Source organism: Micromonospora sp. NPDC049089 (assembly GCF_040648775.1).
In the GTDB taxonomy this organism is placed as follows: domain Bacteria; phylum Actinomycetota; class Actinomycetes; order Mycobacteriales; family Micromonosporaceae; genus Micromonospora.
In genome coordinates, this window is the sequence record NZ_JBEZEH010000042.1 from 1 (window position 1) to 21,701 (window position 21,701).

Annotated in this window: 19 protein-coding genes; 5 read left to right on the plus strand and 14 right to left on the minus strand. The window is 71.0% G+C overall.

Annotation, left to right across the window (positions count from 1 at the left end):
* Positions 1–24: 24 nt before the first annotated feature.
* On the minus strand, positions 25–2,106 hold the full coding sequence (locus AB0B48_RS10210) for a PQQ-dependent sugar dehydrogenase (RefSeq protein WP_357198715.1): 2,082 nt from the start codon (positions 2,104–2,106) through the stop codon (positions 25–27).
* A 361-nt stretch (positions 2,107–2,467) separates the two neighbouring features.
* On the opposite strand from AB0B48_RS10210, the gene AB0B48_RS10215 reads away from it, so the two are divergent.
* From AB0B48_RS10215 to AB0B48_RS10230, 4 genes are all read left to right on the plus strand, one after another.
* Positions 2,468–4,435: a serine hydrolase domain-containing protein gene (locus AB0B48_RS10215; protein WP_357198718.1), complete on the plus strand. Its 1,968-nt coding sequence runs from the start codon at positions 2,468–2,470 to the stop codon at positions 4,433–4,435.
* 42 nt (positions 4,436–4,477) lie between these two features.
* Positions 4,478–5,773, plus strand: a complete 1,296-nt coding sequence (locus tag AB0B48_RS10220) for a histidine kinase (RefSeq protein WP_357198721.1) — start codon at positions 4,478–4,480, stop codon at positions 5,771–5,773.
* The gene (locus AB0B48_RS10225) at positions 5,770–6,426 is read left to right on the plus strand and encodes a response regulator transcription factor (protein WP_357198724.1); all 657 of its coding nucleotides are present in this window, start codon (positions 5,770–5,772) and stop codon (positions 6,424–6,426) included. Before AB0B48_RS10220 ends, AB0B48_RS10225 begins: the two co-directional genes overlap by 4 nt.
* A gap of 112 nt (positions 6,427–6,538) precedes the next feature.
* A complete protein-coding gene (locus AB0B48_RS10230; RefSeq protein ID WP_357198726.1) occupies positions 6,539–7,657 on the plus strand; it encodes a sulfite oxidase in 1,119 nt (372 codons plus the stop codon).
* Positions 7,658–7,669: 12 nt separating this feature from the next.
* Here AB0B48_RS10230 and AB0B48_RS10235 read toward each other — a convergent pair whose 3' ends face one another.
* From AB0B48_RS10235 to AB0B48_RS10295, 13 genes are all read right to left on the minus strand, one after another.
* On the minus strand, positions 7,670–8,794 hold the full coding sequence (locus AB0B48_RS10235; protein WP_357198729.1) for an LLM class flavin-dependent oxidoreductase: 1,125 nt from the start codon (positions 8,792–8,794) through the stop codon (positions 7,670–7,672).
* 17 nt (positions 8,795–8,811) lie between these two features.
* Positions 8,812–9,876: an LLM class flavin-dependent oxidoreductase gene (locus tag AB0B48_RS10240; protein WP_357198732.1), complete on the minus strand. Its 1,065-nt coding sequence runs from the start codon at positions 9,874–9,876 to the stop codon at positions 8,812–8,814.
* A gap of 80 nt (positions 9,877–9,956) precedes the next feature.
* Positions 9,957–11,312, minus strand: coding sequence for an NtaA/DmoA family FMN-dependent monooxygenase (locus tag AB0B48_RS10245; RefSeq protein WP_357198735.1), 1,356 nt, complete (start codon positions 11,310–11,312; stop codon positions 9,957–9,959).
* 15 nt (positions 11,313–11,327) lie between these two features.
* Positions 11,328–12,533 (minus strand): LLM class flavin-dependent oxidoreductase, encoded by a 1,206-nt coding sequence (locus tag AB0B48_RS10250; protein WP_357198738.1) that lies wholly within the window; start codon positions 12,531–12,533, stop codon positions 11,328–11,330.
* Positions 12,530–14,173 carry an ABC transporter ATP-binding protein gene (locus tag AB0B48_RS10255; RefSeq protein WP_357198741.1) on the minus strand — a complete coding sequence of 548 codons (1,644 nt, stop codon included), beginning with the start codon at positions 14,171–14,173 and terminating at the stop codon, positions 12,530–12,532. Before AB0B48_RS10255 ends, AB0B48_RS10250 begins: the two co-directional genes overlap by 4 nt.
* Positions 14,173–15,063: an ABC transporter permease gene (locus tag AB0B48_RS10260; protein ID WP_357198744.1), complete on the minus strand. Its 891-nt coding sequence runs from the start codon at positions 15,061–15,063 to the stop codon at positions 14,173–14,175. The genes AB0B48_RS10255 and AB0B48_RS10260 overlap by 1 nt, the downstream gene beginning before the upstream one ends.
* 6 nt (positions 15,064–15,069) lie before the next feature.
* Complete coding sequence (locus AB0B48_RS10265; protein WP_357198747.1) at positions 15,070–16,005, minus strand: ABC transporter permease; 936 nt, start codon at positions 16,003–16,005, stop codon at positions 15,070–15,072.
* 1 nt (position 16,006) lies between these two features.
* Positions 16,007–17,650, minus strand: a complete 1,644-nt coding sequence (locus AB0B48_RS10270) for an ABC transporter substrate-binding protein (RefSeq protein WP_357198750.1) — start codon at positions 17,648–17,650, stop codon at positions 16,007–16,009.
* Positions 17,651–18,047: 397 nt separating this feature from the next.
* Positions 18,048–18,170: a hypothetical protein gene (locus tag AB0B48_RS10275; RefSeq protein ID WP_357198753.1), complete on the minus strand. Its 123-nt coding sequence runs from the start codon at positions 18,168–18,170 to the stop codon at positions 18,048–18,050.
* An 8-nt stretch (positions 18,171–18,178) separates the two neighbouring features.
* On the minus strand, positions 18,179–18,526 hold the full coding sequence (locus tag AB0B48_RS10280) for a zinc-binding dehydrogenase (protein WP_357198755.1): 348 nt from the start codon (positions 18,524–18,526) through the stop codon (positions 18,179–18,181).
* Positions 18,475–18,954, minus strand: coding sequence for an alcohol dehydrogenase catalytic domain-containing protein (locus AB0B48_RS10285; RefSeq protein ID WP_357198758.1), 480 nt, complete (start codon positions 18,952–18,954; stop codon positions 18,475–18,477). The genes AB0B48_RS10280 and AB0B48_RS10285 overlap by 52 nt, the downstream gene beginning before the upstream one ends.
* Positions 18,955–18,993: 39 nt before the next feature.
* Positions 18,994–19,527, minus strand: a complete 534-nt coding sequence (locus AB0B48_RS10290) for a flavin reductase family protein (protein ID WP_357198761.1) — start codon at positions 19,525–19,527, stop codon at positions 18,994–18,996.
* 32 nt (positions 19,528–19,559) lie between these two features.
* Positions 19,560–20,417: a DUF1684 domain-containing protein gene (locus tag AB0B48_RS10295; protein ID WP_357198764.1), complete on the minus strand. Its 858-nt coding sequence runs from the start codon at positions 20,415–20,417 to the stop codon at positions 19,560–19,562.
* A gap of 464 nt (positions 20,418–20,881) precedes the next feature.
* On the opposite strand from AB0B48_RS10295, the gene AB0B48_RS10300 reads away from it, so the two are divergent.
* Positions 20,882–21,679, plus strand: a complete 798-nt coding sequence (locus AB0B48_RS10300; RefSeq protein WP_357198767.1) for an SAM-dependent methyltransferase — start codon at positions 20,882–20,884, stop codon at positions 21,677–21,679.
* Positions 21,680–21,701: the final 22 nt, after the last annotated feature.

A 21,701-nucleotide genomic window follows, 5' to 3' on the forward strand; every position in this document is an offset into this window, starting at 1 on the left:
GGCGGCCCTGGTCGGTCGCAGAAACTAGCTGCCGAGCGTGACGTGCAGGATCTTCTCGTTGCTGTTGTTCGGGGTGCTGTCCTTGTCACCGACGTTGGTGGTGGTCAGCCACAGCCCGCCGTCCGGAGCCGGCTCCACGGTCCGCAGCCGGCCGTAGGTGCCACTGAAGTACGTCTGCACGTTCGTCAGGCTGCTGCCGCTGATCACCGCCCGGTACATCCGAGCGCCTCGGGCGCAGGCCACGTAGAGCGCGTCGCGGACGATCGTGATGCCGGAGCAGGACCCTTCAGCAGTCGGGTACGTGCGCGCCGGCGCGATGAACCCGGCCGTACCGCACGTGCCGCTGGTGCCCTCGCAGGCCGGCCAGCCGTAGTTTCCACCCTTGGTGATCAGGTTGGTCTCGTCCATCACCGAGTTGCCGAACTCCTGCTCCCACAGCCGGCCCTGCGAGTCGAACGCCAGCCCCTGCGGGTTGCGGTGGCCGTAGCTCCACACGTAGTTGCCGAACGGGTTGTCCGAGGGGACGGTGCCGTCCGGGTTGAGTCGCAGGATCTTGCCTTCGAGGCTGGACCGGTCCTGGGCGTAGTTGCCGTTCTGCGCGTCGCCGGTGCTGGCGTACAGCTTGCCGTCCGGGCCGAACCGCAGGCGACCACCGTCGTGGTACTTGTTACGCCGGATGCCGCTGAGCAGGACCTGCTCGCTGGCGGTGTTGAGTCGCCCGTTCTCCAGCCTGATCCGGACGATGCGGTTGTCGCTCGGCGAGGTGTGCATGATGTAGAGCCACCGGTCGCTGGAGTAGCTGGCCGAGATGGCGAGACCCAACAGGCCACCCTCACCGTCGGTGCTCTGCACGTTCGGCACGGTGCCCAGGTTGGTCTTGGCCCCGGTGCTCGGGTTGAGCTGGATGATGTCGTGCGCGTCGCGCCGGTTGTAGAGCACGCTGCCGTCGGGCAACGTCACCAGACCCCACGGGATGTCGGTGTCGGTGGTGATTTGCCGCACCCCGCACACCGGGTTGGCGCACGCCGCGCCGGTGGTCACCGTCGTGGTGCCGCTGCGCGACGAGGCGTTGTCCTGCCCGTCCCTAGCCACCACGTAGTACTGGTAGGAGGTGTTCGCCGTCAGGCCGCTGTCGGTGAACGTGGTCGCCGGCGGCGCGCCGGTGACAGTGCCCACCTTCGCGCCGGCCCGGTAGATGTCGTACGCCCGCACCCCGATGTTGTCGGTCGACGCGGTCCAGCGCAGCGTCACGGTGGTGCCCGACGCGGTGCCGGTGAGCTGTTGCGGCGCGGTGGGCGGCTGACTGTCGGCCTGACAGGGCGGCGGTGTGATCGAGACGGTGGCGCTCGCCTGCGAGACGTTGCCGGCGGCGTCGCGGGCGTTGACGTACAGACCCCAGGTCGCCCCGGCCACCACGGTCAGGTTGGTGGAGAGCGTCGTACCGCTCACCGACGTCATCAACTGGCCGTCGTGGTAGATGTCGTAGAAGGTCACGGCGACGTTGTCCGTCGAGGCGTTCCACGCGAACGTCACCGAGTTGCAGGTCAGACCGCTGACCCGAGGGCTGCCCGGCGCCGTCGGCGGCTGGCTGTCGGCGCTGCCGAAGGACGTCGTCCACCGTTGGTTGGACTGCCCGTTGCAGGTCCAGAGACCGACCGTGGTGCTGTTGGCGGTGCCGGCGCCGTTCACATCCAGGCACAGACCGGACTGGACGCCGACGATCGTCCCCGAGGTGGTGGTCCGCCAGCGTTGGTTCGCCCCACCGGTGCAGTTGTTGATCTGTAGCGCGGCCGGCGCGGTGGTGTCCTGACCGACCACGTCCAGGCACATCGTGTCGTCGTAGACCCGCAGCTCACCACTTGAGGTGAAGGTCCACGCCTGATTGGCCTGGCCATTGCAGTCGTAGATGTTGATGCCGGCACCGGCGGTCCTGACGTTGCCGACCACGTCCAGGCAACGACCGCTGGCCACGCCCACGACTGTCGACGGCGCCGCGGCGGACGCCGGCACACCGACGGCCAGGCTCAGCAGCGTCACCGCCGCCATCGCCACCGGCAACAGCCGTCGTCGTGGGCGTAGTGGGTTCCTCCGTGCGACGACTCGCATCAGTCCTCCAGGCTCAGGGCATCGACCGGCCCACCCAGACGACGAAGCGCCCGACCACGCCGAACAAGCACATCGACCATCAAAGATGCATTCGTCGCACAAGTCAAACGATGTCCCTCGATCGGGGGCAAACCTGCCCACCATCGGTGCACCCGCCCTCCTCCTCAGGTCGTAAGCGCATTGCCGTCTCGCGCCAGATGGCTCGGGGCGGTCACTCGAACAGGCTTGTTCCACGGCATCGGGTGACGCCGTACGGACCTGCTCCGGACACCCGTTCGCCCAGGAAAGGCACTGGCAGACGATGCGCTCTCTATCCCTTCTCGCCCCCGCTGCACCCCGGCCGGTCGTCCGACTCGGCGCGGTGCTCCTGACCACTGCCGTCATCGCTGTCAGCGCCGCTGGCTGCGGAGCGGCGCAGCACAACCCCGCACCGCCCATCGACGCTCCGGCGGCACCGGCCGCCGCGAGCGGGGCGGGTTCCGCCCTGACCGACACCGACGTCAACGCCTGGCTCGACGGCCTGCTGCCGGCCGCACTCGACCGTAGCGGCATCGCGGGAGCCACTGTCGCCGTCGTGAACGACGGCAAGATCCTTACAACCCGGGGGTACGGGTACGCCGACACCGGGGCCGGCGAGAGCGCCGGTGTACCGGTCGACCCGGACCGCCATCTGTTCCGGATGGGATCGGTGTCGAAGCTCGTCACCGCCACCGCGGTGCTGCAACTCGTGCAGGACGGGAAGCTCGACCTCGACACCGACGTCAGGACGTACCTCGACTTCGAACTGCCGCTCCGCCACGAGCGGGCCGTCACCCTGCGGCACCTGCTGACGCACACCGCCGGCTTCGAGGAGCGGATCGCCGGCCTCATCGGCACCGACGGCAGCGACCTCAACCTGCGCAAGGCCCTGATGACCGACCCACCGGAGCAGATCTACCAGCCCGGCACCGTCCCGGCGTACTCCAACTACAGCAACGCGCTCGCCGGCTACATCGTCGAACGCGTCAGCGGGACGCGCTTCGAGGAGTACGTCCAACGCAACATCCTGGACCGCGCGGGCATGCCGTCGTCGACCTTCGAGCAGCCCCTCCCGGCGGCGCTGCGCGACCGGATGTCCAACGGGTACGACACCTCCGCCGGGCCTGCCGGGCCGTTCGAGATTGTCGGCACGCCCCCGCCCGGTGCGCTGAGCGCCCCGGCGACGGACATGGCGCGATTCATGCTCGCCCAGCTCGGCGAGCCGGTGGGCTTCGCGCCCCTGCTGGACCAACCGACCCGTGAGCTGATGCAGCGACCGGCACTCGACGCGACGTCGTTGGGCACGCTGGCCGACGGGCCCCGGATGACCCTCGGATTCTTCACCGAGGACCGCAACGGCCACCGGATCCTCGGCCACGGCGGCGACACCAAGTACTTCCACTCGCACCTGCAGATCTACCCCGACGACCGCGCCGGGATCTTCCTGTCCCTCAACAGCAACGGCTCCGGTGCCCTCGACAGCCACGAGCTTCGCGATTCGGTGGTGAACGGCTTCGCCGACCGCTACTTCCCCGCCCGCGACGCCCAGCAGACCGCCGGCGTGGACCCGGCGACCACCGCCGAGCACGCCGCGCTGGCCGCCGGCACCTACGAGTCCTCGCGGGCGATCGGGAGCAACTTCCTGACGGCGATCGGCCTGGTCGGTCGGACCACTGTCAGCGTTGCCGACGGCGACCGGTTGCTGGTGAACCCGGGCCCGCTGTCGGACTCTCCCGCCCTCTACGAAGAGGTGGCGCCCTGGGTCTGGCGCGAGGTCGGCGGGCAGCGCACGATCGCCATGCGGGCGACCGACGACCAGGTCGAGGCGATCAGTTTCGACTCCGCGTTCGCGTTGCTACCCGTCGAGCCGGCCCGCGCCTCCGCCGTGGCCGTCCCGGTGCTGGTCCTGTCCACCGTCGTGCTGCTGCTCGCCGTGCTGTCCTGGCCGGTCGGCGCGATCGTCCGCCGTCGGCTCGGGCGCGCTCCCCGGGAACGGGCGGGGCGCACCGCGCGGATCCTGAGCCGCCTCGCTGTCGCCGGCACGCTGCTCGCGTTCGCCGGTTGGGTGCTGACCATCGGCAGCATCATGAGCCTCCAGGACGTTCCCGGGCCCGCACTGCGCACCATCCAGGTGCTGCAACTGCTCGGTCTGCTCGGAGTGCTGCCCGCCGCCGTCCGGCTCGTCGACGACGTGCGACGCCACGTCGGCTGGCGGCGGATCACCGGCAGCGGCCTGATCCTGGTCGCTCTCGCCGGAGCGGGCTGGTTCGCGGTGGAGTTCCACCTGCTCGCGCCTAGCATCTCCTACTGACCCGCCCGACCCGGGACGATCCGGAGCAAGGATGCGCACCGCATGAGGGACCACGTCGACACCGAACCCGGCACACCGCGACTGACGAAGTGGCTCGACGGACGGCTCACCCGGCTCGGGGTGAACGGCGTCTTCCGCCGGGACTGCCTGCTGGCCGCCGCGCTGACCGTCCTGACGTTCGTACTGCTCACCGCGCTGTTCTGGTTCGTGGCACCGGAAGATGGGGTGTCGTTCGACCCGGCGCGGGCCTGGCTGCTCGTCGCCATCTGCTGCGCGCAGGCGATGCTGCTGTGCCTGCGTCGGGTCCGGCCGCTGCTCTGCCTCGCGCTCGTCGTCGGCCTTCAACTGCCCATCATCGGCTTCTCTCTGCCGGAGGCGACCATCCGGGGCCTCGCACCGTTCGTCGCGGCGTACACGGTCGGGTCGTTGCTGCCGGTTCGCCGTGCGCTGCTGGCCGTCAGCGCGGTCGTGGTGGTGGAGTCGATCGGGGCGGCCGTCGTGGTGACCCCGGATCTGCTGACGGCCATCGCGTACGTCTCGGCGAGCGCCCTGACCTACGCCGGCGCGACCTTCGTCGGCGGCTACGTGGCCACCTACCGACGCTACGTGGAGTTGGTCCGGGTGCGGGCGGACGAGGCGATCCGGGAGCAGCACACGAAGGTCCAGGCGGCGATCGGCGCGGAGCGCTCCCGGATGGCCAGGGAGTTGCACGACGTGGCCGCGCACCACCTCTCCGGCATGGTCGTGCAGGCGGCGGCGGTCGAGCGGCTGATCGACCGGGACCCGGCGGCCGCGAAGGCCGGTGTCGCCTGGATCCGTAGCCAGGGCAAGGAGACCCTGGACAACCTGCGGCTGGTCGTCGGTGTGCTGCGCGGCAGACCGGGGCACGAGGGCGGCGACGGTGCCACTCCGGTGCCGGGGCTGGGCATGCTCGACGACCTCGTCCGCACCGCGGGCGACCTCGCCGGCCCGGTGGAGTTCGTCCGGGAGGGCGAGCAGCGCGAGGTGCCACCGATCGCCGACGTCGCGCTCTACCGGATCGCGCAGGAGTCGCTCAGCAACGCACGCCAGCACGCCCCGGGCGCTGCGGCGCGGGTGGTTCTCCGCTTCGAGCCCCGCTCGGTGTCGCTGGAGGTGGTGAACGAACCCGCTGCGCCGCGACGCGTACCGGCGGCACGCACCGGCGGCGTCGGCCTGGTGGGCATGCGTGAGCGGGCCCAGCTGGTCGGGGCGACGTTCACCGCCGGCCCGACGGCGGCCGGTGGCTGGTCGGTCGCCGCGACGCTCCCGACGAACGGTCCCGCCGCATCCCGTCCGAAGGAAGAGGCCCCGGCATGATCAGAGTGATGCTCGTGGACGACCAGGCAGTGGTCCGCGCAGGCTTTCGCGTCATCCTGGAGCAGGCCGGCGAGATCGAGGTCGTGGCCGAGGCGTCGAACGGGTCCGCCGCCGTGGAGCTGGCCCGCCGGCTGCAACCGGACGTCATCTGCATGGACGTCCGAATGCCGCACGGCGACGGGCTCACCGCGACCCGGCAGATCGTCGCCGAGGCGAGCGGGACGCCACCGGCGGTGCTGGTCGTGACGACCTTCGACCTCGACGAGTACGTCTTCGGCGCGTTGGAGTCCGGCGCCAGCGGGTTCATCCTCAAGGACTGTGAGCCCGAGGAGCTGATCGAGGCGATCCGTCGGCTGGCGAGCGGTTACGGGCTCGTCGACCAGGCCGTCACCCGTCGGGTGATCTCCGAGTTCGCCAGGCGTACGCCCGCTCCTCGCTCGGACGCGGCGGCGGCGCACCAGCTGACCGCGCGGGAGACCGAGATCGTGGAGTTGCTCGCGCAGGGCCTGTCGAACGTCGAGATCGCCGAGCGGCTCTTCATCGAGACCAGCACTGTCAAGTCGCACCTCGGGCGCGCCATGACGAAGATCGGCGCACGGGACCGGCTACAGACCGTCGTGTGGGCGTACCAGAACGGGGTGGTCCACCGATGACCGCGATTCCGCAAAGACCTCGCCACGCGCAGGTCAGGCCCAGACTGGCCAGGCCGCAAGTCCTATTGATTCAATAGGACTTGCCAACAAACCGTTCGTAGGGAGGATCCGGGTGACACTTTCCCTCCCGTCCCGCGATGCCGCGACGATCGTCAAGCCACTGCCACCACGGCTGCTCACCGTTCGCGACGGCAACGCCGAGATGCGGTGGGAGGCCATGGCGGGGCAGGGCTTCACGGTCCCCACCGACCGGTTCTTCGTCCGCAACCACACCCGCAGTCCGCTGCTGGACGTGGAGACGTGGCGTCTGCGCCTGTTCGGCACCGGCCTGCGGGGCTCACCGACCCGTGACGACCCGGTCGAGTTCGACTACGGCGACCTGCGGGCCATGCCCGCCGAGGAGACCGCGGCCCTGCTGGAGTGCGCGGGCAACGGCCGACGCTTCTTCGCCTCGCAACAGGCCCATCCGACACCCGGGGTGCCGTGGGGTCTCGGCGCGGTGGGGGCGGCGCGCTGGCGCGGCGTACGGCTGTCGACAGTCCTGCGCCACGCCGGCCTGACCAACGACGCGATCGACGTGCAGCCCGAGGGCCTGGACCCGGACTTCGTGACCGGCGGGGAGAATCTCGGCCGGGTGCGCCGCCCGATCCCGATCGCCAAAGCCCTCGACGACGTGCTGCTGGCGTACGAGATGAACGGGGAGACGCTGCCGGTCGACCACGGCTTCCCGGTGCGGGTGGTGGTCCCGGGCTGGATCGGCATCTCCTCGATCAAGTGGATCGGCCCAATCGAGGTCTCGGCCACACCCCTGTCCTCGCCGTGGAACACCCGGTTCTACCGGATGTTCGGGCCCGGCCATCCTGCCGGCGGTCGCCTCGTGACAACGCCGGTGGTCAAGAGCGCCGTCGAGCTGCCGTGGAACGTCAGCGTTCCGAGCGGCGGGCAACTGCTGATACCCGGTCGGTCCTGGTCCGGCAACGGCCCGATCCGCGCTGTCGACATCAGCACCGACGACGGGGCGACCTGGCAGCTCGCCGATCTCCACCCCGACGACGAGGGCGGCGTCTGGCAGCGCTGGACGGCGCGCTGGCGCCCGCCGCGGCCCGGCCGGTGGACCCTGCTGGCACGGGCCACCGACGTCACCGGGGCGAGCCAGCCGGACCAGGCCCGCCCCAACGCTCTCGGCTACCTGTTCGACGGTGTCGTCCGCCACCCGGTGACGGTGTCCTGAACACCATCCGGGTCAGCCGTTCCACTCCTTGGCCAGCAGCTCGTAGGAGCTGACCCGGTCGGTGTGGGCGTGGGTGATCGTGGTGACGAGCAACTCATCGGCGGCGGTGACGTCCCGCAGGGTGCGCAGCCGCTCGGCCACCGTCGTGGGCGAGCCGACGAACTGGGTGTCCACCCGGTCGGCGACCAGCTTCCGATCGGCGTCGGCCCACGGCAGCGCGGCGGCCTGCTCAGGGCTCGGGAACGGGATCGCACCCTCGCCGCTGCGGATGCTGCGCACCCACGGGCCGTACGGTGCGGCCAGCCGCCGTGCGGCGTCGTCGGTCTCGCCCACGACCACGTCGGCGGAGACCACCACGTACGGCTCGGTGAGCGTGGTCGAGGGCTGGAACGCGGCACGGTAGGCGGTGACCGCGTCGAGCACCGACGATGGGCTGACGTGGTAATTGGCGGCGAAGGGCAGGCCCAGCGCGCCGGCGAGTTGGGCGCTCTCCCCTCCGCTGCTGCCCAGCAGCCACACCTGGAGATCGGTGCTTTCCCCTGGCACGGCGTGCGCGTCCAGACCGTCGGCGTCGGTGTAGTCGCCGCGCAGCAGGGCCAGGACGTCGGCGACCTGTTCGGCGAAGGGCGGTGGCTGGGCGCCCGGTTGGTGCAGCAGGGCGCTGGCCTGGGCGAAGCGCGGCGAGGCGAGCACCTGGGCGTAGGAGAACGGCGGAGGGATGAGCAGCCCGTCGACGATCCGAGCATCGACAGCTGGCGGTGTGGGCGCGGCGACCTCCCGGGCGGCCTCGACGCGCCGCTGACCTGAGCGGCCGAGCCCGAGGTCGATGCGGCCCGGGTAGAGCGCGGCGAGGGTGCCGAACTCCTCGACGACCGACAGTGCGGTGCGGTGGCCGACCTGGACGGCCCCGGAGCCGACGCGGATCGCGCTGGTGGCCGCGGCGACCTGCCCGATGAGAACGGCCGGAGCGGAGCTGGCGACACCGGCAGCGAGATGGTGCTCGGCCAGCCAGTAACGGTGGTAGCCGGACTGCTCTGCCCGGCGGGCCAGATCGACGGTGTTGCGGAGGGCGTCGGTGACGGTGCCACCGGCGGGCACCGGCGATAGGTCGAGAATGGACAGTGGGGTGGAGGGCATTGTGGTCCCCGTTCTGGTCAGGTCGTGGTGGGTACGGTCACCGTCGGGAAGGGACGGCTCGGGATCTCCCGGCGCAGCACCGGCGCCACCTCGGCCTGGAACAGCTCCAGGCTCTCGCGGTGCTGCTTGTCGGTCAGCCCGTCATGGTCGGCCTGGAGGTGGATGACCTCGTGGCCGAACTGTTCGTGATAGCGCAGCACCTTGTCGACGAGCTGCTGCGGGCTGCCGACCAGGATCGAACTGCGGTCGATGGCGTCCTCCAGGGTGCCGAAGACCGGTGGCACGCCGAGTCGCCGGAACGCGGCCACCCGGGCGTCGAAGATCGGCCGGTACCGCTCGATCGCCTCCTGCGAGGTGCGCGCTACGTGGAAGCCGGCGGTACCGGCGCCGACGAGGGCGTCGGCTGGGTCGTGCCCGTAGTGCACCCACCGTTCCCGGTAGTGGCGAATGAGTTCGGCGTACGGCTCGATCGGGTTGGTGACGTTCGCGGAAAAGATCGGGTCGCCGTACCGTGCGGCGAGGTCGACGGAGTCTCTGCTGGTGGCGCTGCCGTGCCAGACCCTGATGGGCTGTTGGAGCGGGCGCGGCCAGGTCTCGGCGTCGGACAGCGACGGCCGGTACGTCCCGGACCAGGTGACCTTCTCCTCACGCCAGAGCCTGCGGAACAGCTCGTAGCCCTCCCGGTTGCGGTCCCACTGGTCGTCTGCGGTGACGTGGAACAGCTGCGCCTGCGCCGTACCGTTTCCCTTACCGATGATCAACTCGAGTCGGCCGCCGGAGAGGTGGTCGAGGGTGGCGTAGTCCTCGTAGGCGCGGACGGGGTCGAGCAGGCTGAGCGTGGTGACCGCAGTGAACAGGCGGATGGTGGAGGTACGGGCCGCGATGTGACTCAGCACCACCGGCGGCGACGACGAGATGAACGGGCGCTCGTGCCGTTCACCGACGCCGTACCCGTCGAACCCGAGTTCCTCGGCGAGGACGGCCGTGTCGACCACCTCCCGAAACCGCTCGGTGGTGCTCCTGTGCTGACCGGTGACCGGGTCGGGCAGGTGGGTGATGAGCGTTATCAACAGGAACTTCACGCCGGTACCGTCACTTTCGGGGAGGCAGGGTCAGGCAGGTGGGTCGGGTCGGCGTCGCTGGCAGGCGGTGAGCGGCGGGGTCACACCACACCGACCTGGTTGACCGCGCGGGCGGGGCGGAGCCCGAGATGGTCTCGCAGGGTGGTGCCCTCGTACTCGGTGCGGAAGACGCCGCGCTCCTGAAGCAGCGGGACGACCCGGTCGACGAAGTCGTCGAGGCCACCCGGGGTCAGGTGCGGCACCAGGATGAAACCGTCAGCGGCGTCCGACTGCACGAAGTGGTTCATCCGGTCGGCGACCTGCCGTGGGGTGCCGACGAACGACTGCCGGCCGGTGACCTCGATGATCAGGTCGCGGATGCCGAGCCCCTTCTCCTCGGCCAGGGCCCGCCACCGCCGGGCGGTGCCGACCGGGTCGGAGTACATGCCGGCCCGGCCCCGGCTGATCGCGTCGCCGGAGACGTCGGGGTCCTCGGCGGGCAGGGGGCCGTCCGGGTCGTACCCGGACAGGTCCCGGTTCCAGAGCTGTTCCAATAGCAGGATGGCGGTCTGCGGGCTGACCTGCTGCCGGCGGATGTGATGCGCGCGTTCCTGCGCCTCGGCGTCGGTGTCGCCGAGCACGAACGTGACACCAGGGATCACCTTCAGGTCGTCGGGTTGACGGCCGTAGAAGGCGAGCCGCGACTTCACGTCCCGGTAGAACTCCCGGCCGTCCTCCAGGGTGCCGTGCCGGGAGAAGATCGCGTCGGCGCTGGACGCGGCGAACTCGCGACCGTCGGGAGAGTCGCCGGCCTGGAGGATCACCGGGTGCACCTGAGGACTGCGGGGCACCGTGAAGTGCCCGGAAATGTCGAACTGGTCGCCGTCGTGGGCGAAGGCGCCGGGCGCGGCCTCGGCGACGTACCGGCCGCCGTTCCGGTCGCCCACGATCGCCTCCGCCGGCCACGACTCCCACAACTTCCGGGCGGTACGCACGAACTCGGCGGCCCGCTCGTAGCGCAGCGTGCGGTCGAGGTAGCCGCCCCGGCGGAAGTTCTCCCCGGTGAACGCGTCGGAGGTGGTGACGACGTTCCAGGCGGCCCGCCCGCCGGAAAGATGGTCGAGGCTGGCCAACTGCCGGGCCAGCTCGTACGGCTCCCGGAAGGTGGTGTTGAGGGTGCCGGCCAGGCCCAGGTGGGTGGTGACCGCCGCGAGGGCGGCGAGCACGGTCAGGGTGTCCGGGCGTCCGACCACATCCAGGTCGTGGATGCGCCCCCGCTGCTCCCGCAGCCGCAGCCCCTCCGCGAGGAAGAAGAAGTCGAACTTGCCGCGCTCGGCGGTGCGGGCCAGGTGGACGAAGGACGAGAAGTCGATCTGGCTGCCGGAGGCAGGGTCACTCCACACGGTGGTGTTGTTCACGCCGGGAAAGTGCGCGGCCAGGATGATCTGCTTGGGCATGACGGTCTCCAATGCTCAGGCGGTCGCGGCGGCGTAGCGGCTCGCCGGTCTGGGAAGGCCGAGCAGGTCGCGCAGCGTCCCGCCGGGGTAGCCGGCACGGAACAGCCCGCGGTCGCGCAGCGCGGGCACCAGTGCCCGGGTGATCGCGGTCAGGTCGTCCGGGAGCACGGCGGGACGCAGCCGGAAACCGTCCACTCCGGCGCGGTGCCACTCGGTGAGCAGGTCGGCCAACTCCCCCGGGGTACCGGTGAAGATTGTCGCGTCGGACGTGAACTCGTCGCCGTGCAGCTCGTCGAGGCGGGTACGACGGTGCCGGGCAAATGTCGATGTCTCGTCGAGGAACACGACCAGGTCGGCGAGGACGCGCAGCGGCGGATCCACTCGGCCGACGGTCTCCTCGGCCGCCCGTACCTCGGCCACGATCGCGGCGGCGTGGCCGGGGTCTGTCGGGGTGACGAAGACGATGTCCGCGTGCCGGGCGGCGAACGCGTACGGCACCGACGAGTGCGCTAGCGCGGCGACGACCGGTTGACCCTGCGGCGACCGGGGCACGATGGAGGGGCCCTTGACGGAGAACCACCGGCCGGTGAAGTCGACGTAGTGCAGCCGCTCCCGGTCGACGAAACGGCCGGTCGGCAGATCCCGGATCACGGCGTCGTCCTGCCAGCTGTCCCAGAGCCGGCGGACCGCCTCCACCGCGTCGCCCGCCTCGGCGAAGAGGTCACCGACGAGCTGCACGGCTTCCGGTTCGTCGAGGCGGGCCAGGTCCAGTGCCGGTATGTCGCGGCGACCGAAGTGCCTGGCCTCGGCCCTGCGCGCGGAGACCCGGGGCCGCCAACCGGCCCGCCCGCCGCTGATGTGGTCGAGGGTGGCTATCGCCGTAGAGAGGTGGAACGGCTCGGTGTGGGTGGTGCTGGTGGTCGGGATCAGACCGATGTGCCGGGTCAGCGGGGCGACACGGGCCGCGATCTGCACCGCGTCGAGGCGTCCGCGTACCTCGTCGACGCGGTCGTCCGGGCCGTCGGGCCGGGACGACTGGAGGTCGAGGCTGTCCTCGATGGTGAGCAGGTCCAGTGCGGCGTGTTCGGCCTCGCCGACGAGGGCGTTCCAGTAGCGGGCGGTGAGGGGCGCTGTCGCGTCGGCGTGCGAGAGCCGCCAGGCGGCAGGGTGCCAGCCGAGGCCGTCGAGGGCCACGGCCACATGCAGGCTCGTGTCGGTCATTGGTGTCTCTCCTCCGGTCGGCCGGCGGTGACCAGCGTGGGCAGCGCGTTCAGCAGGGACCGCGTGTAGTCGTGTCGGGGGTAGGTGAAGACGTCGCCGACCGGTCCCTGCTCGACCACCGCGCCCTCGTGCATCACCAGCACCCGGTCACTGAGGTGGTGCACGACGCCCAGGTCGTGGGAGATGAAGAGCAGTGCGGTGCCGTCTGTGGCGCGCAGCTCGGCCAGCAGGTCGAGGACCTGGGCCTGCACGGAGACGTCGAGGGCGGAGACCGGTTCGTCGCAGATGATGAGGCTGGGTCGGGGAGCGATGGCGCGGGCGATGGCGACGCGCTGCCGCTGCCCGCCGGAGAGCTGCCGGGGGTGCCGGTCGAGCAGGTCCGGGCTGAGACCCACGCGCCGCAGCAGGTCGATGACGTGATCGCGGCGGTCCGCCCGACCGACATCGGGGCCGACGTTCTCCGCGACGACCCGCCCGACGCTGTAGCGAGGGTCGAAGGAGCTCAGCGGGTCCTGCGAGATCAGCTGTAACGTGCGCCGCAGTGGGTGGCGGGCCCGTTCCGGCACGCCGGCCCACGGCGTCTGCTCGAAGGTGACGGTCCCCGCGTCGGCGTCGAGCAGACCGGCGACGATCCGGGCAACTGTGCTCTTGCCGGAGCCGGATTCGCCCACCAGACCGAGCGTCTCGCCTCGAGCGATGGTGAAGGACACGTCCCGCACGACGGTGTGCTCGCCGTACCTCTTGGTCAGGCTGTCCGCGTCGAGCACTGTGTCGTCGGCGCGGACCTCGGGCCGGGCGGGCAGCGCCGTCCGTGCCCCCCCGGCCGGTGACGCCCCGGCGAGCCGGCGGCCTCGCGACGTCGCGGAGGGCACCGCGGCCAGCAACTGCCGGGTGTACGGGTGTTCCGGCGCCCGCAGTAGCCGGTCGGTGGGGCCCTGCTCGACGATCCGGCCATCGCGCAGCACCAGGACCCGGTCGGCGATCTGGGCGACGACTGCCAGATCGTGGCTGATCAGCAGGAGACTCACGCCGGCAGCGCGTCGCTCGGCGAGCAGACGGAGAATCTGCGCCTGCACTGTGACGTCCAGCGCGGTGGTCGGCTCGTCGGCGATCAGCAGCGCCGGTTCGCCCGCGATCGCCGAGGCGATCAGCGCCCGCTGCCGCAGCCCACCGGAGAGCTGGTGCGGGTACTGCCGGGCCCGGCGCTCGGGCTCCGGCAGGTGGACCTGGTCGAGCAGGTGGGTGACCCGGCCGGCCCGTTCCCGGCGGCTGACGATCTCGTGTGTGCTGAGCACCTCGCCGATCTCGGCGCCCACCGTGCGCAGCGGGTCGAGGGAGACCAGCGCGTCCTGCAGGACCAGACCGGCAAGGCGGCCGCGGACACGTCGCCAGTCCCGTGGCCGGTGGCCTCGCACATCCTGGCCGGCCAGTTCGAGTCGGCCGGCGCGGACCCGCGCGCCCGGGCCAGCGAGGCCGACCAGCGTACGGGCGGTGACGCTCTTGCCGGAGCCGGACTCTCCGACGACGGCCACGCACTCGCCACGCTCGACGGTGAAGCTGACGCCGCGTACCGCGGCCACCGGGCCGGTCGGGGTGTCGAAGTCGACGCGCAGGTCCTCGACTGTGACAAGGGCGGACATCAGCGTTGCCGCCCGTCGAAGCGGGCCTGCCAGCGGCGGCCGACAACGGTCAGCGACACCACCGTGGCGGTGACCGCCAGGCCGGGCAGGATGCTGATCCACCAGGCCACCTGGAGGTAGTTGCGTCCCTCGGAGAGCATCGCGCCCCACTCCGGCGACGGCGGCTGCGGACCCATGCCGAGAAAGCTGAGACCGGCGGCGGCCAGGATGGCCTCACCGAGCCCGATGACCGCGAGCACCGGGACCGGGCCTACCACGTTAGGGAGCACGTGTCGAAACACGAGCCGGGGCCGGGACTGCCCGAAAGTGACAGCCTGTTCGACATAACCGGAGCGGCGGACGACAAGTGTCTGACCACGGACCACCCGGGCGTGGTGCGGCAGGGTGGCGATGCCGATGGCGACGATCAGGCTGCCGGTGCCGGTTCCGGCGATGGCGATGAACAGCAGGGCGAGCAGCAACATGGGAAACGCCGAGAGTGCGTCGAACGTGCGGCTCAGCGCCTCGTCGGCGACCCGGTGCGTGAGGCCCGCGAGCAGGCCGAGCAGGACGCCCCCGGTCACCGCGATCGCGGTGGCGGCGACGCCGATGGTCAGCGAGTGACCGGCGCCGTGCACCACCCGGGTCAGGACGTCGCGGCCGAGGTGGTCGGTGCCGAACCAGTGCGCCGCATCGGGCGGACGGAGTACCGCGAGCGGGTCGGCCGCGAGCGGATCACCGGGCGCGAGTGCCGTCGGCCAGGCCGCGGCGACGACCAGCAGGATGAGGTACGCCCCGGCGGCGAGCGGGCCGGGTCGCGGCCAGGACCGTCGGCGTACGGCCCGATCGGCCGGGTCGGTGAGGGTCAGTGCCGGGGCGTCGGTGAGCGGGGGGCCCACTGTGACTGTCATCGGGGGTCAGCTCCTTCGCAGACGCGGATCAACCAGCAGGTACGCCAGGTCGGCAGTGGTGTTGACCACGACGTAGCCGGCAGCGGAGAGGGTGACCACGGCCAGCACCACAGGCATGTCCCGGGCGGTGACCGCGCTGAGCGTGACCTGGCCGAGGCCAGGCCGACCGAAGACCTGTTCGACGATGACGGTGCCGCCGACCACGACGCCGAAGACCCAGCCGGCCAGACTGACGGCCGGCAGGAACGCGTGCCGCAACGCATGGCGCACCAGCACGGTTCGTTCCCGTACGCCACGGGCGCGGGCGGTGAGCACGAACGGCTCGTCGAGGGCCTTGTCGATGCCGTCACGCAGCACCTGGGTGAGCAGCCCGGCGATGGGTAACGCGAGGGTGACGGCCGGGAGAACCAACGCGCTGAGCCCCCTGTCGCCCGAGACCGGGAAGAACCCGAACCGGAACGACAGCACACTGAGCAGCAGAAGGCCGACCAGGAACGACGGGGTGGAGACCAGCAGCAGTTCGGTGCTGGAGCTGACCCGGCGCAGCCACTGTCGCCGGTCCCCGGCGGTGGCCACCGCGACGATCAGGGCGAGCAGCACCCCGAACCCGGCGGCGGCGACCGCGAGGGTGAGGGTGGGGGCGAGTTGTTCGCCGATGATCTCGGTGACGGGGCGTTGCAGCAGGTACGAGCGACCGAGGTCGCCGCCACCCAACCGCCCGAGGTAGTCGAGGTACTGCACGACGGCCGGCCGATCCAGGCCCCACTCGGCGGTGATCTCGGCGCGGATCTGTGGAGTGTCGGCGCCGTCGGCGACGATGTTGTCCACTGTGTCACCGGGCGCGGCCAGCAACGCCAGGTAGGCGGCGGTGGCAGCGACCCAGAGGACGACCAGGCCGGCACCGAGCCGGCGGGCCACGGCACGCACGGGTAAGCGGCTCATGTCACTTGCCGATCCACAGGTCGTACGCGCTGGCGGGCACCCCGGCGGTGGGCTCGAAGCGCACCCCGCCGACGCCGGTGCTGGCGGCGATCTGGTCGGCTGGAGCGTACAGCGGTAGCAGCAGGGCCTGCTCAGCGACGACCTGCTGTTGCAGGTCGGCGTAGATGCCGGCACGCTTCGTCGGGTCGGCGGCGGCCTGACCCGCCTCCAGGAGCCGGTCGATGCGCGGGTCGTTGACCTGGGTGCGGTTGATGCCGCCCTTCGAGTGCAGCAGCAGGTTCAGGGCGGCCCCGGCGTCGGTGTCGGCGCGCGAGTTGTCGAAGACCTCGTACTCGTTGCGCTGGAACGCGTCGGTGGCGGTGCCCTGGTCGACGAGCGACACCTTGAGGTCGATGCCGGCGCTCTGCTTGACGGCTGCCTGGACGGCCTGGGCCAGGACGTCACGGCGGTCCCGGACGAAGGGCGCTGACTGCACGAGCCGTACGGTGAGCCGCCTGCCTGCCTTCACCCGGTAGCCGTCGGCGTCGCGGGCAGCCCAACCAGCCTGGTCGAGCAGCGTGTTCGCCTTGGCGGTGTCGCCGCTGTAGCCACCTTCGAGGCGCTTGTCGTACAGGGGGCTGGACGGGCTGATCACGCTCCAGGCGCGGGTGGCGGTGTCGCGGTAGACCGACCTCAGGACGGTGTCGACGTCGACGGCCTCCCGGAACGCCTGCCGGACCCGCAGGTCGTCGAAGGGTGCGTGTGAGGTGTTGAAGTAGTAGGAGTAGGCGGAGCCGGAGTTCAGCTCGCGGGTCAGGCGCAGCATCCGGTTGCCGGTGACCAGCGGCTGGTCGGTGGCCGGTACCCCCTCGATGAGCTGCACCTGGCTCGATGTGAGGGCACCGACGCGGACCGCCGACTCCTTGAGGAACCGGTAGGTGATGCCGTCGAGGTGGGCCGGACCGGTGTGCGTCGCGGTGGGTGGCGCCGAGTCGTACGTTGCGTTTCGGCGGTAGTGCAGCTCCTGACCGGGGACGTAGCGGTCCAGTACGAACGGTCCGGTGCCGACCACGTCCACGCCACCTGCCTTGAGGTTCTTCGCCTGTCGAAGCGAGGTCGGGGAGATCTGCGCGCCCTGCGGGGAGGCGAGGAAGTCGAGGATGAGCACGTCCGGCGCGCTGAGGACGAGCCGTACGGTGCGCGGGTCGACGGCCTGGACGGCCTTGAGGTTGCGCAGTTGAACGGCGGCGACGGCCGGGGCGTACCCGGGCTCCCGGAGTTTGTCGAAGTTGGCCTTGACGGCGGCCGAGTCGAACGGCGTGCCGTCGGTGAACGTGACCCGTTCGCGCAGCGTCAGGGTGTAGGAGAGCCCGTCCGGCGCGACCGCCCAGCCGGTCGCCAGCCACGGCACCAGCTTGCCCTGCTGGTCGTAGGTCAGCAGCGACTCGAAGGTGTTCCAGACCAGCAGACGAGCCTTCGCCTGGGCGTACTGGTGCGGGTTGAGGGTGATCGGCTCGGTCTCCACGGCCCAGGTGAGGGTGCCACCGGAGCGGGGCTGACCGGCCGCCTCTGCGGCCGGCGGGGCCGCGGTGGAGCAGCCGGCGACGACGGCGAGCAGTGGGGCGAGCGCGGCGGCGGCCAGGGTTCGCAGACGGTACGCGGGCATGGTGAGATCTCCTGTCCAGGCAGGTACGAGCGGGTATGCCGACGGTCGGCCCCTGCGCTTGGCGCGGGCCGGTGGCGGTGTCGGTGCGGTGGTGGCGCGGCGGTGCGCCTCACCTCGGCGGGCCGATACGGCCGGCCGGGTTACGGGCGTTGGTGCCGGGTCAGACCAGACAGGAACTCGACCACACCCGACCGAAGTCGATGTGGCCGCGGATCGTCAGCCGCAGCTCGCTGGACATGAGCCGAGTCCACCTCCAGAGCGTGGTGGTGTCAACGAATCGGCCGCCGGATGTCGGCTATCGCACGTGAGGACGTCGATTCGTTGACGCATAACCTACTAAGGCTATAGGATTTGCAGGGATTACGTCCTGACCGGTGGGGAACCCAGGGCGTCGACCTCAATCCAGGTCGAGCACGACCTTGCCCGCCACCCGGCGCCCCCGCAGCGCGTCGGCGGCTTCCCCGAGACGCTGCCACGAGCCGCGCCAACCGATCGGCGCACGCAACACACCACGTGCCACGAGATCGATCAGAATCGCGAGATCCGGCCCCGCAGCGGTCGCGTCACCGAAGGACCGCAACGTCCTCGCCGCCCCCCAGCAAAGGTGGAATTGACCGGGAAGGCCGCCGGCTCGCCGGACGCCCAGCCGATGCTGTGCAACACCCCACCCGGGGCCAGCAGACCCCAGGCGGTCACCAGGGACGGGCCGCCGACCGTCTCCAGCACCACGTCGACCGAGCCGACGACCGCGTCGAGGCCGACCACCACCTCGTCCGCGCCGAGATCCGTCAGCCCGGCACCACGCGCCGCAGAGCCGACCACCGCTACCACGTACGCGCCACAATGCCGGGCGAGCTGGGTGGCGACCCGGCCCACGCCCCGGACGCACCCGTGATCAAAACCCGGCGGCCGAGGTGCGCGCCCGATGTCCGCAAGGTACGCAGAGCGGTCAGGCCGACCATGGGCAGTGCGGCGACCTCGGCCAGGTCGACGGCGGTGGGGACCACCGCCACGCTGTCCACGTCGAACACCGCGAGGCGTGCCCAGGCACCCGCCCCGAAGGCGACCACCCGGTCACCCTCGCGAGGGCCGGTCCCGTCGGTCGCGCCTCGCAGCACGTGACCTGCGGCGTCATGGCCGAGCACGCTTCCGGCCGGCCAGCCGCTGAGATGCCGGATCTCGCCCGCGTTGACGGCGGCGTGCCGCACCTCGACAAGCACCTGCCCGGGACCCGGAACGGGATCGGGCAGTTCCGTCAGCCGGAACCCCTCGTCGGTGTCCGGAGCAGCAACAACCGCGCGCATGGCATCGTTCCCGTCAGTGAGAGGCGTGCCGAGGACCGGTCAGGCGGCGGGGCGGCGGGCCGCCGGGTCGTGATCGCCGGCCAGACCGGCGTAGCGACCCCGGTGGTACAGCAGGGGCGAGCCGACATCGGCGTGCCGGAGCACCTCCGGCTCGGCCAGCACCACGGCGTGATCGCCGACGGTCACCCGGTCGACGACCCGGCAGAGCAACCAGGCAAGGGTGTCGTCGAGGATCGGCACCCCCTCCGGGCCGATCCGCCAGCGGGTGGAGCCGGCGAACCGGTCGATGCCGCTCGTCGCGAAGGTCCGGGCGAGCGCCTGCTGGTGGTAGGCGAGCAGATGCACTGCCACATGTCGGGCACGGGCCACCGCGGGCCAGCTCGACGAGCCGAGATTCAGGCAGAACGAGACGATCGGCGGCGCCAGTGACACCGAGGTGAACGAGGTGGCGGTGAAGCCGACCGCCGGCGTGCCGGGAGCGGTGACCACCGTGACGGTGCTGGCCTGGTGGCGCAGCAACGTCCGCAGCGCGTCGCTGTCGGCGTCGATCGGGGCGTCGGTGGACTGGGTCATGGCGATCCTCCCGAGGGGTTGGTCCGCTGGGCCTACGAACGGTCGACGGGATCGCCCGCCAGCCGCTCGTACGGGGTCTTCTCGCCCGCCTCGACAGCGATCGGCAGCCGGTTCTCCACGGGGGGCAACGGGCAGGTCGCGAAATCGGTGTACGCACACGGCAGGTTGGTCGCCCGGTTGAAGTCGAGCGTCACCCGGCCCTGCTCGTCCGCCGCCGCGACGGAGAGGGCGCGGTTGGCCGGATAGGTCGTGACGCCCGAGGTGGCGTCGGTGAACAGCACCGACAGGCTCCCCGGCACGTGGCCGTTGAACGCGGTCAGGCTCAGCGGAACCCCGTCGACGGTGAACTCGATCCGACCGGGGGCGTCGTAGACGTGCGTGAGCCCCTCAACGGCCGCACCGACAGTGGTCGGCCGAGGGGTGTCGAACGGCACGAAGCGCCCGCGCAGGACCCATCGGCGGCTGGGCGGAAAGGTCGAGGTACCCCGGTAGGCGACACGGAGTGGGTTATCCGGGCGTCGGGGACGGAGGATGTCGTGCCCACCCCGGCGGGCCACCTCCAGCACCCCACCGTCGATGCCGACTGTGACGCCGCCGCGCTCGGCGATCGGCCCGAACTCGTGCCGCCCTCGAATCGGCCGGTCGTCAATGACCAACTTCTCGTCGGCGCCGAGAGTCACTACCGGGCCGCTCTCACCGGTGTACCACTCCCCCGGCACGTCCGGGAAACGCTGAGGCCCCGCGGTGAGCCAGTGCAGACCGGTGACGGCCAGGAAGCCGTGCGGGTCGGCCCGAACCTGCTCGTGGCTGCGGTGCCACTGCCGCCACTCCTCGTCGAACTCGAACTGGGGGTCGGCGGTGGTGTGCGTTGGGGCATCGGCGATCGTCACAGGTCCTCCTCAAGGGCGCACCACCACCTTGGCGGGGTGCGGGATACCGGCCACGCGTCGGCGGTAGGTCGGCGACGGACACCGGGCAGGCGAGGGCTCGAAGGCCCGTTCAGGCGGGGCTGGGAGCGCCCGGACAGAGCTGCGCGGCGACCCGCATCAGGTCGACGACCCGGCGGGAGGTGAACAACCGAACCGGCGGCATGCGGTCGATTTTCCTACCAACAAAGTAGGATTTCAAGACCCTTGGTCGAGCATCCTCGGTAGGCCCCCACCCGCTGAGGCGCTTCACCCCGCTGATCGGCGAAGCGTTCACCCAGCCCACCGGGGCACGGCGCCGTGAGCGCCCGCCACCCGCTGCGCGCGGGCCCGTCCACCACAGGTCGACTGTGGACATCAGCGGAGTACGATCCCGCTCGTACCGCAGTGGTGACCTCCAGCTGACGACCCCTCGATAGGAGCCTGGCATGGCCGGCCCGGACCCCGAACTCGCCTCAAAGCTTCAGCCTGACGTGCCGCACGCGGCACGGATCTGGAACTACTGGATGGGCGGCAAGGACAACTTCCAGTCCGACCGGGCGGCCGGCGACGCTGTCGCCGAGGTCTACCCGGAGATCGTCCTCATGGCACAGCAGTCCCGTGTGTTCCTGGTGCGGGCGGTGCGTTACCTCGCGGCCGAAGCGGGCATCCGGCAGTTCCTGGACATCGGCACCGGCCTCCCCAGCATGCAGAACACGCACGCGGTCGCCCAGGGCATCGCGCCCGACTCCCGCATCGTCTACGTGGACAACGACCCGATGGTGCTGGTGCACGCGCGGGCGTTGCTGGCCAGCACGACGTCGGAGGGTGTCACCACCTACGTTCCGGCCGACTACCACGACCCCGAGAAGATCCTCGCCGAGGCGGCGCAGACGCTCGACTTCAGTCAGCCCATCGCCGTGATGTACATGGGCGTGATGGGTTACGAGCCCGACCTGGCCGAGGTGCGGTCGATCGTCGAGCGGACGATGGCCGCGATGCCGTCCGGCAGCTATCTCGTGCTCTGGGACGGCACCGACACCAGCCCCGCCGTCGTCGCCGGTGCCGAACGGCTGGCACAGAGCGGTGGAGTGCCGTACATCCTGCGCAGCCCGGAGGAGCTCGACACCTGCTTCGCCGGGTTGACCAAGGTGGAGCCCGGCCTGGTGCCGATCCCCCTGTGGCGACCGGACGACGCTGACGCGGTCGGGATCGACGCCTACGGGGCAGTGGCCCGCAAGCCCTGACCGACACGACGTCCGCCCCGCT

Bases quoted from the DNA above. Each gene is read 5' to 3' on its own strand.
- AB0B48_RS10250 (WP_357198738.1), bottom strand. From the start codon at position 12,533: ATGACCGACACGAGCCTGCATGTGGCCGTGGCCCTCGACGGCCTCGGC.
- AB0B48_RS10220 (WP_357198721.1), top strand. From the start codon at position 4,478: ATGAGGGACCACGTCGACACCGAACCCGGCACACCGCGACTGACGAAG.
- AB0B48_RS10235 (WP_357198729.1), bottom strand. From the start codon at position 8,794: ATGCCCTCCACCCCACTGTCCATTCTCGACCTATCGCCGGTGCCCGCC.
- AB0B48_RS10245 (WP_357198735.1), bottom strand. From the start codon at position 11,312: ATGCCCAAGCAGATCATCCTGGCCGCGCACTTTCCCGGCGTGAACAAC.
- AB0B48_RS10265 (WP_357198747.1), bottom strand. From the start codon at position 16,005: ATGAGCCGCTTACCCGTGCGTGCCGTGGCCCGCCGGCTCGGTGCCGGC.
- AB0B48_RS10210 (WP_357198715.1), bottom strand. From the start codon at position 2,106: ATGCGAGTCGTCGCACGGAGGAACCCACTACGCCCACGACGACGGCTG.
- AB0B48_RS10255 (WP_357198741.1), bottom strand. From the start codon at position 14,173: ATGTCCGCCCTTGTCACAGTCGAGGACCTGCGCGTCGACTTCGACACC.
- AB0B48_RS10285 (WP_357198758.1), bottom strand. From the start codon at position 18,954: ATGCGCGCGGTTGTTGCTGCTCCGGACACCGACGAGGGGTTCCGGCTG.
- AB0B48_RS10290 (WP_357198761.1), bottom strand. From the start codon at position 19,527: ATGACCCAGTCCACCGACGCCCCGATCGACGCCGACAGCGACGCGCTG.
- AB0B48_RS10260 (WP_357198744.1), bottom strand. From the start codon at position 15,063: ATGACAGTCACAGTGGGCCCCCCGCTCACCGACGCCCCGGCACTGACC.
- AB0B48_RS10270 (WP_357198750.1), bottom strand. From the start codon at position 17,650: ATGCCCGCGTACCGTCTGCGAACCCTGGCCGCCGCCGCGCTCGCCCCA.
- AB0B48_RS10225 (WP_357198724.1), top strand. From the start codon at position 5,770: ATGATCAGAGTGATGCTCGTGGACGACCAGGCAGTGGTCCGCGCAGGC.
- AB0B48_RS10300 (WP_357198767.1), top strand. From the start codon at position 20,882: ATGGCCGGCCCGGACCCCGAACTCGCCTCAAAGCTTCAGCCTGACGTG.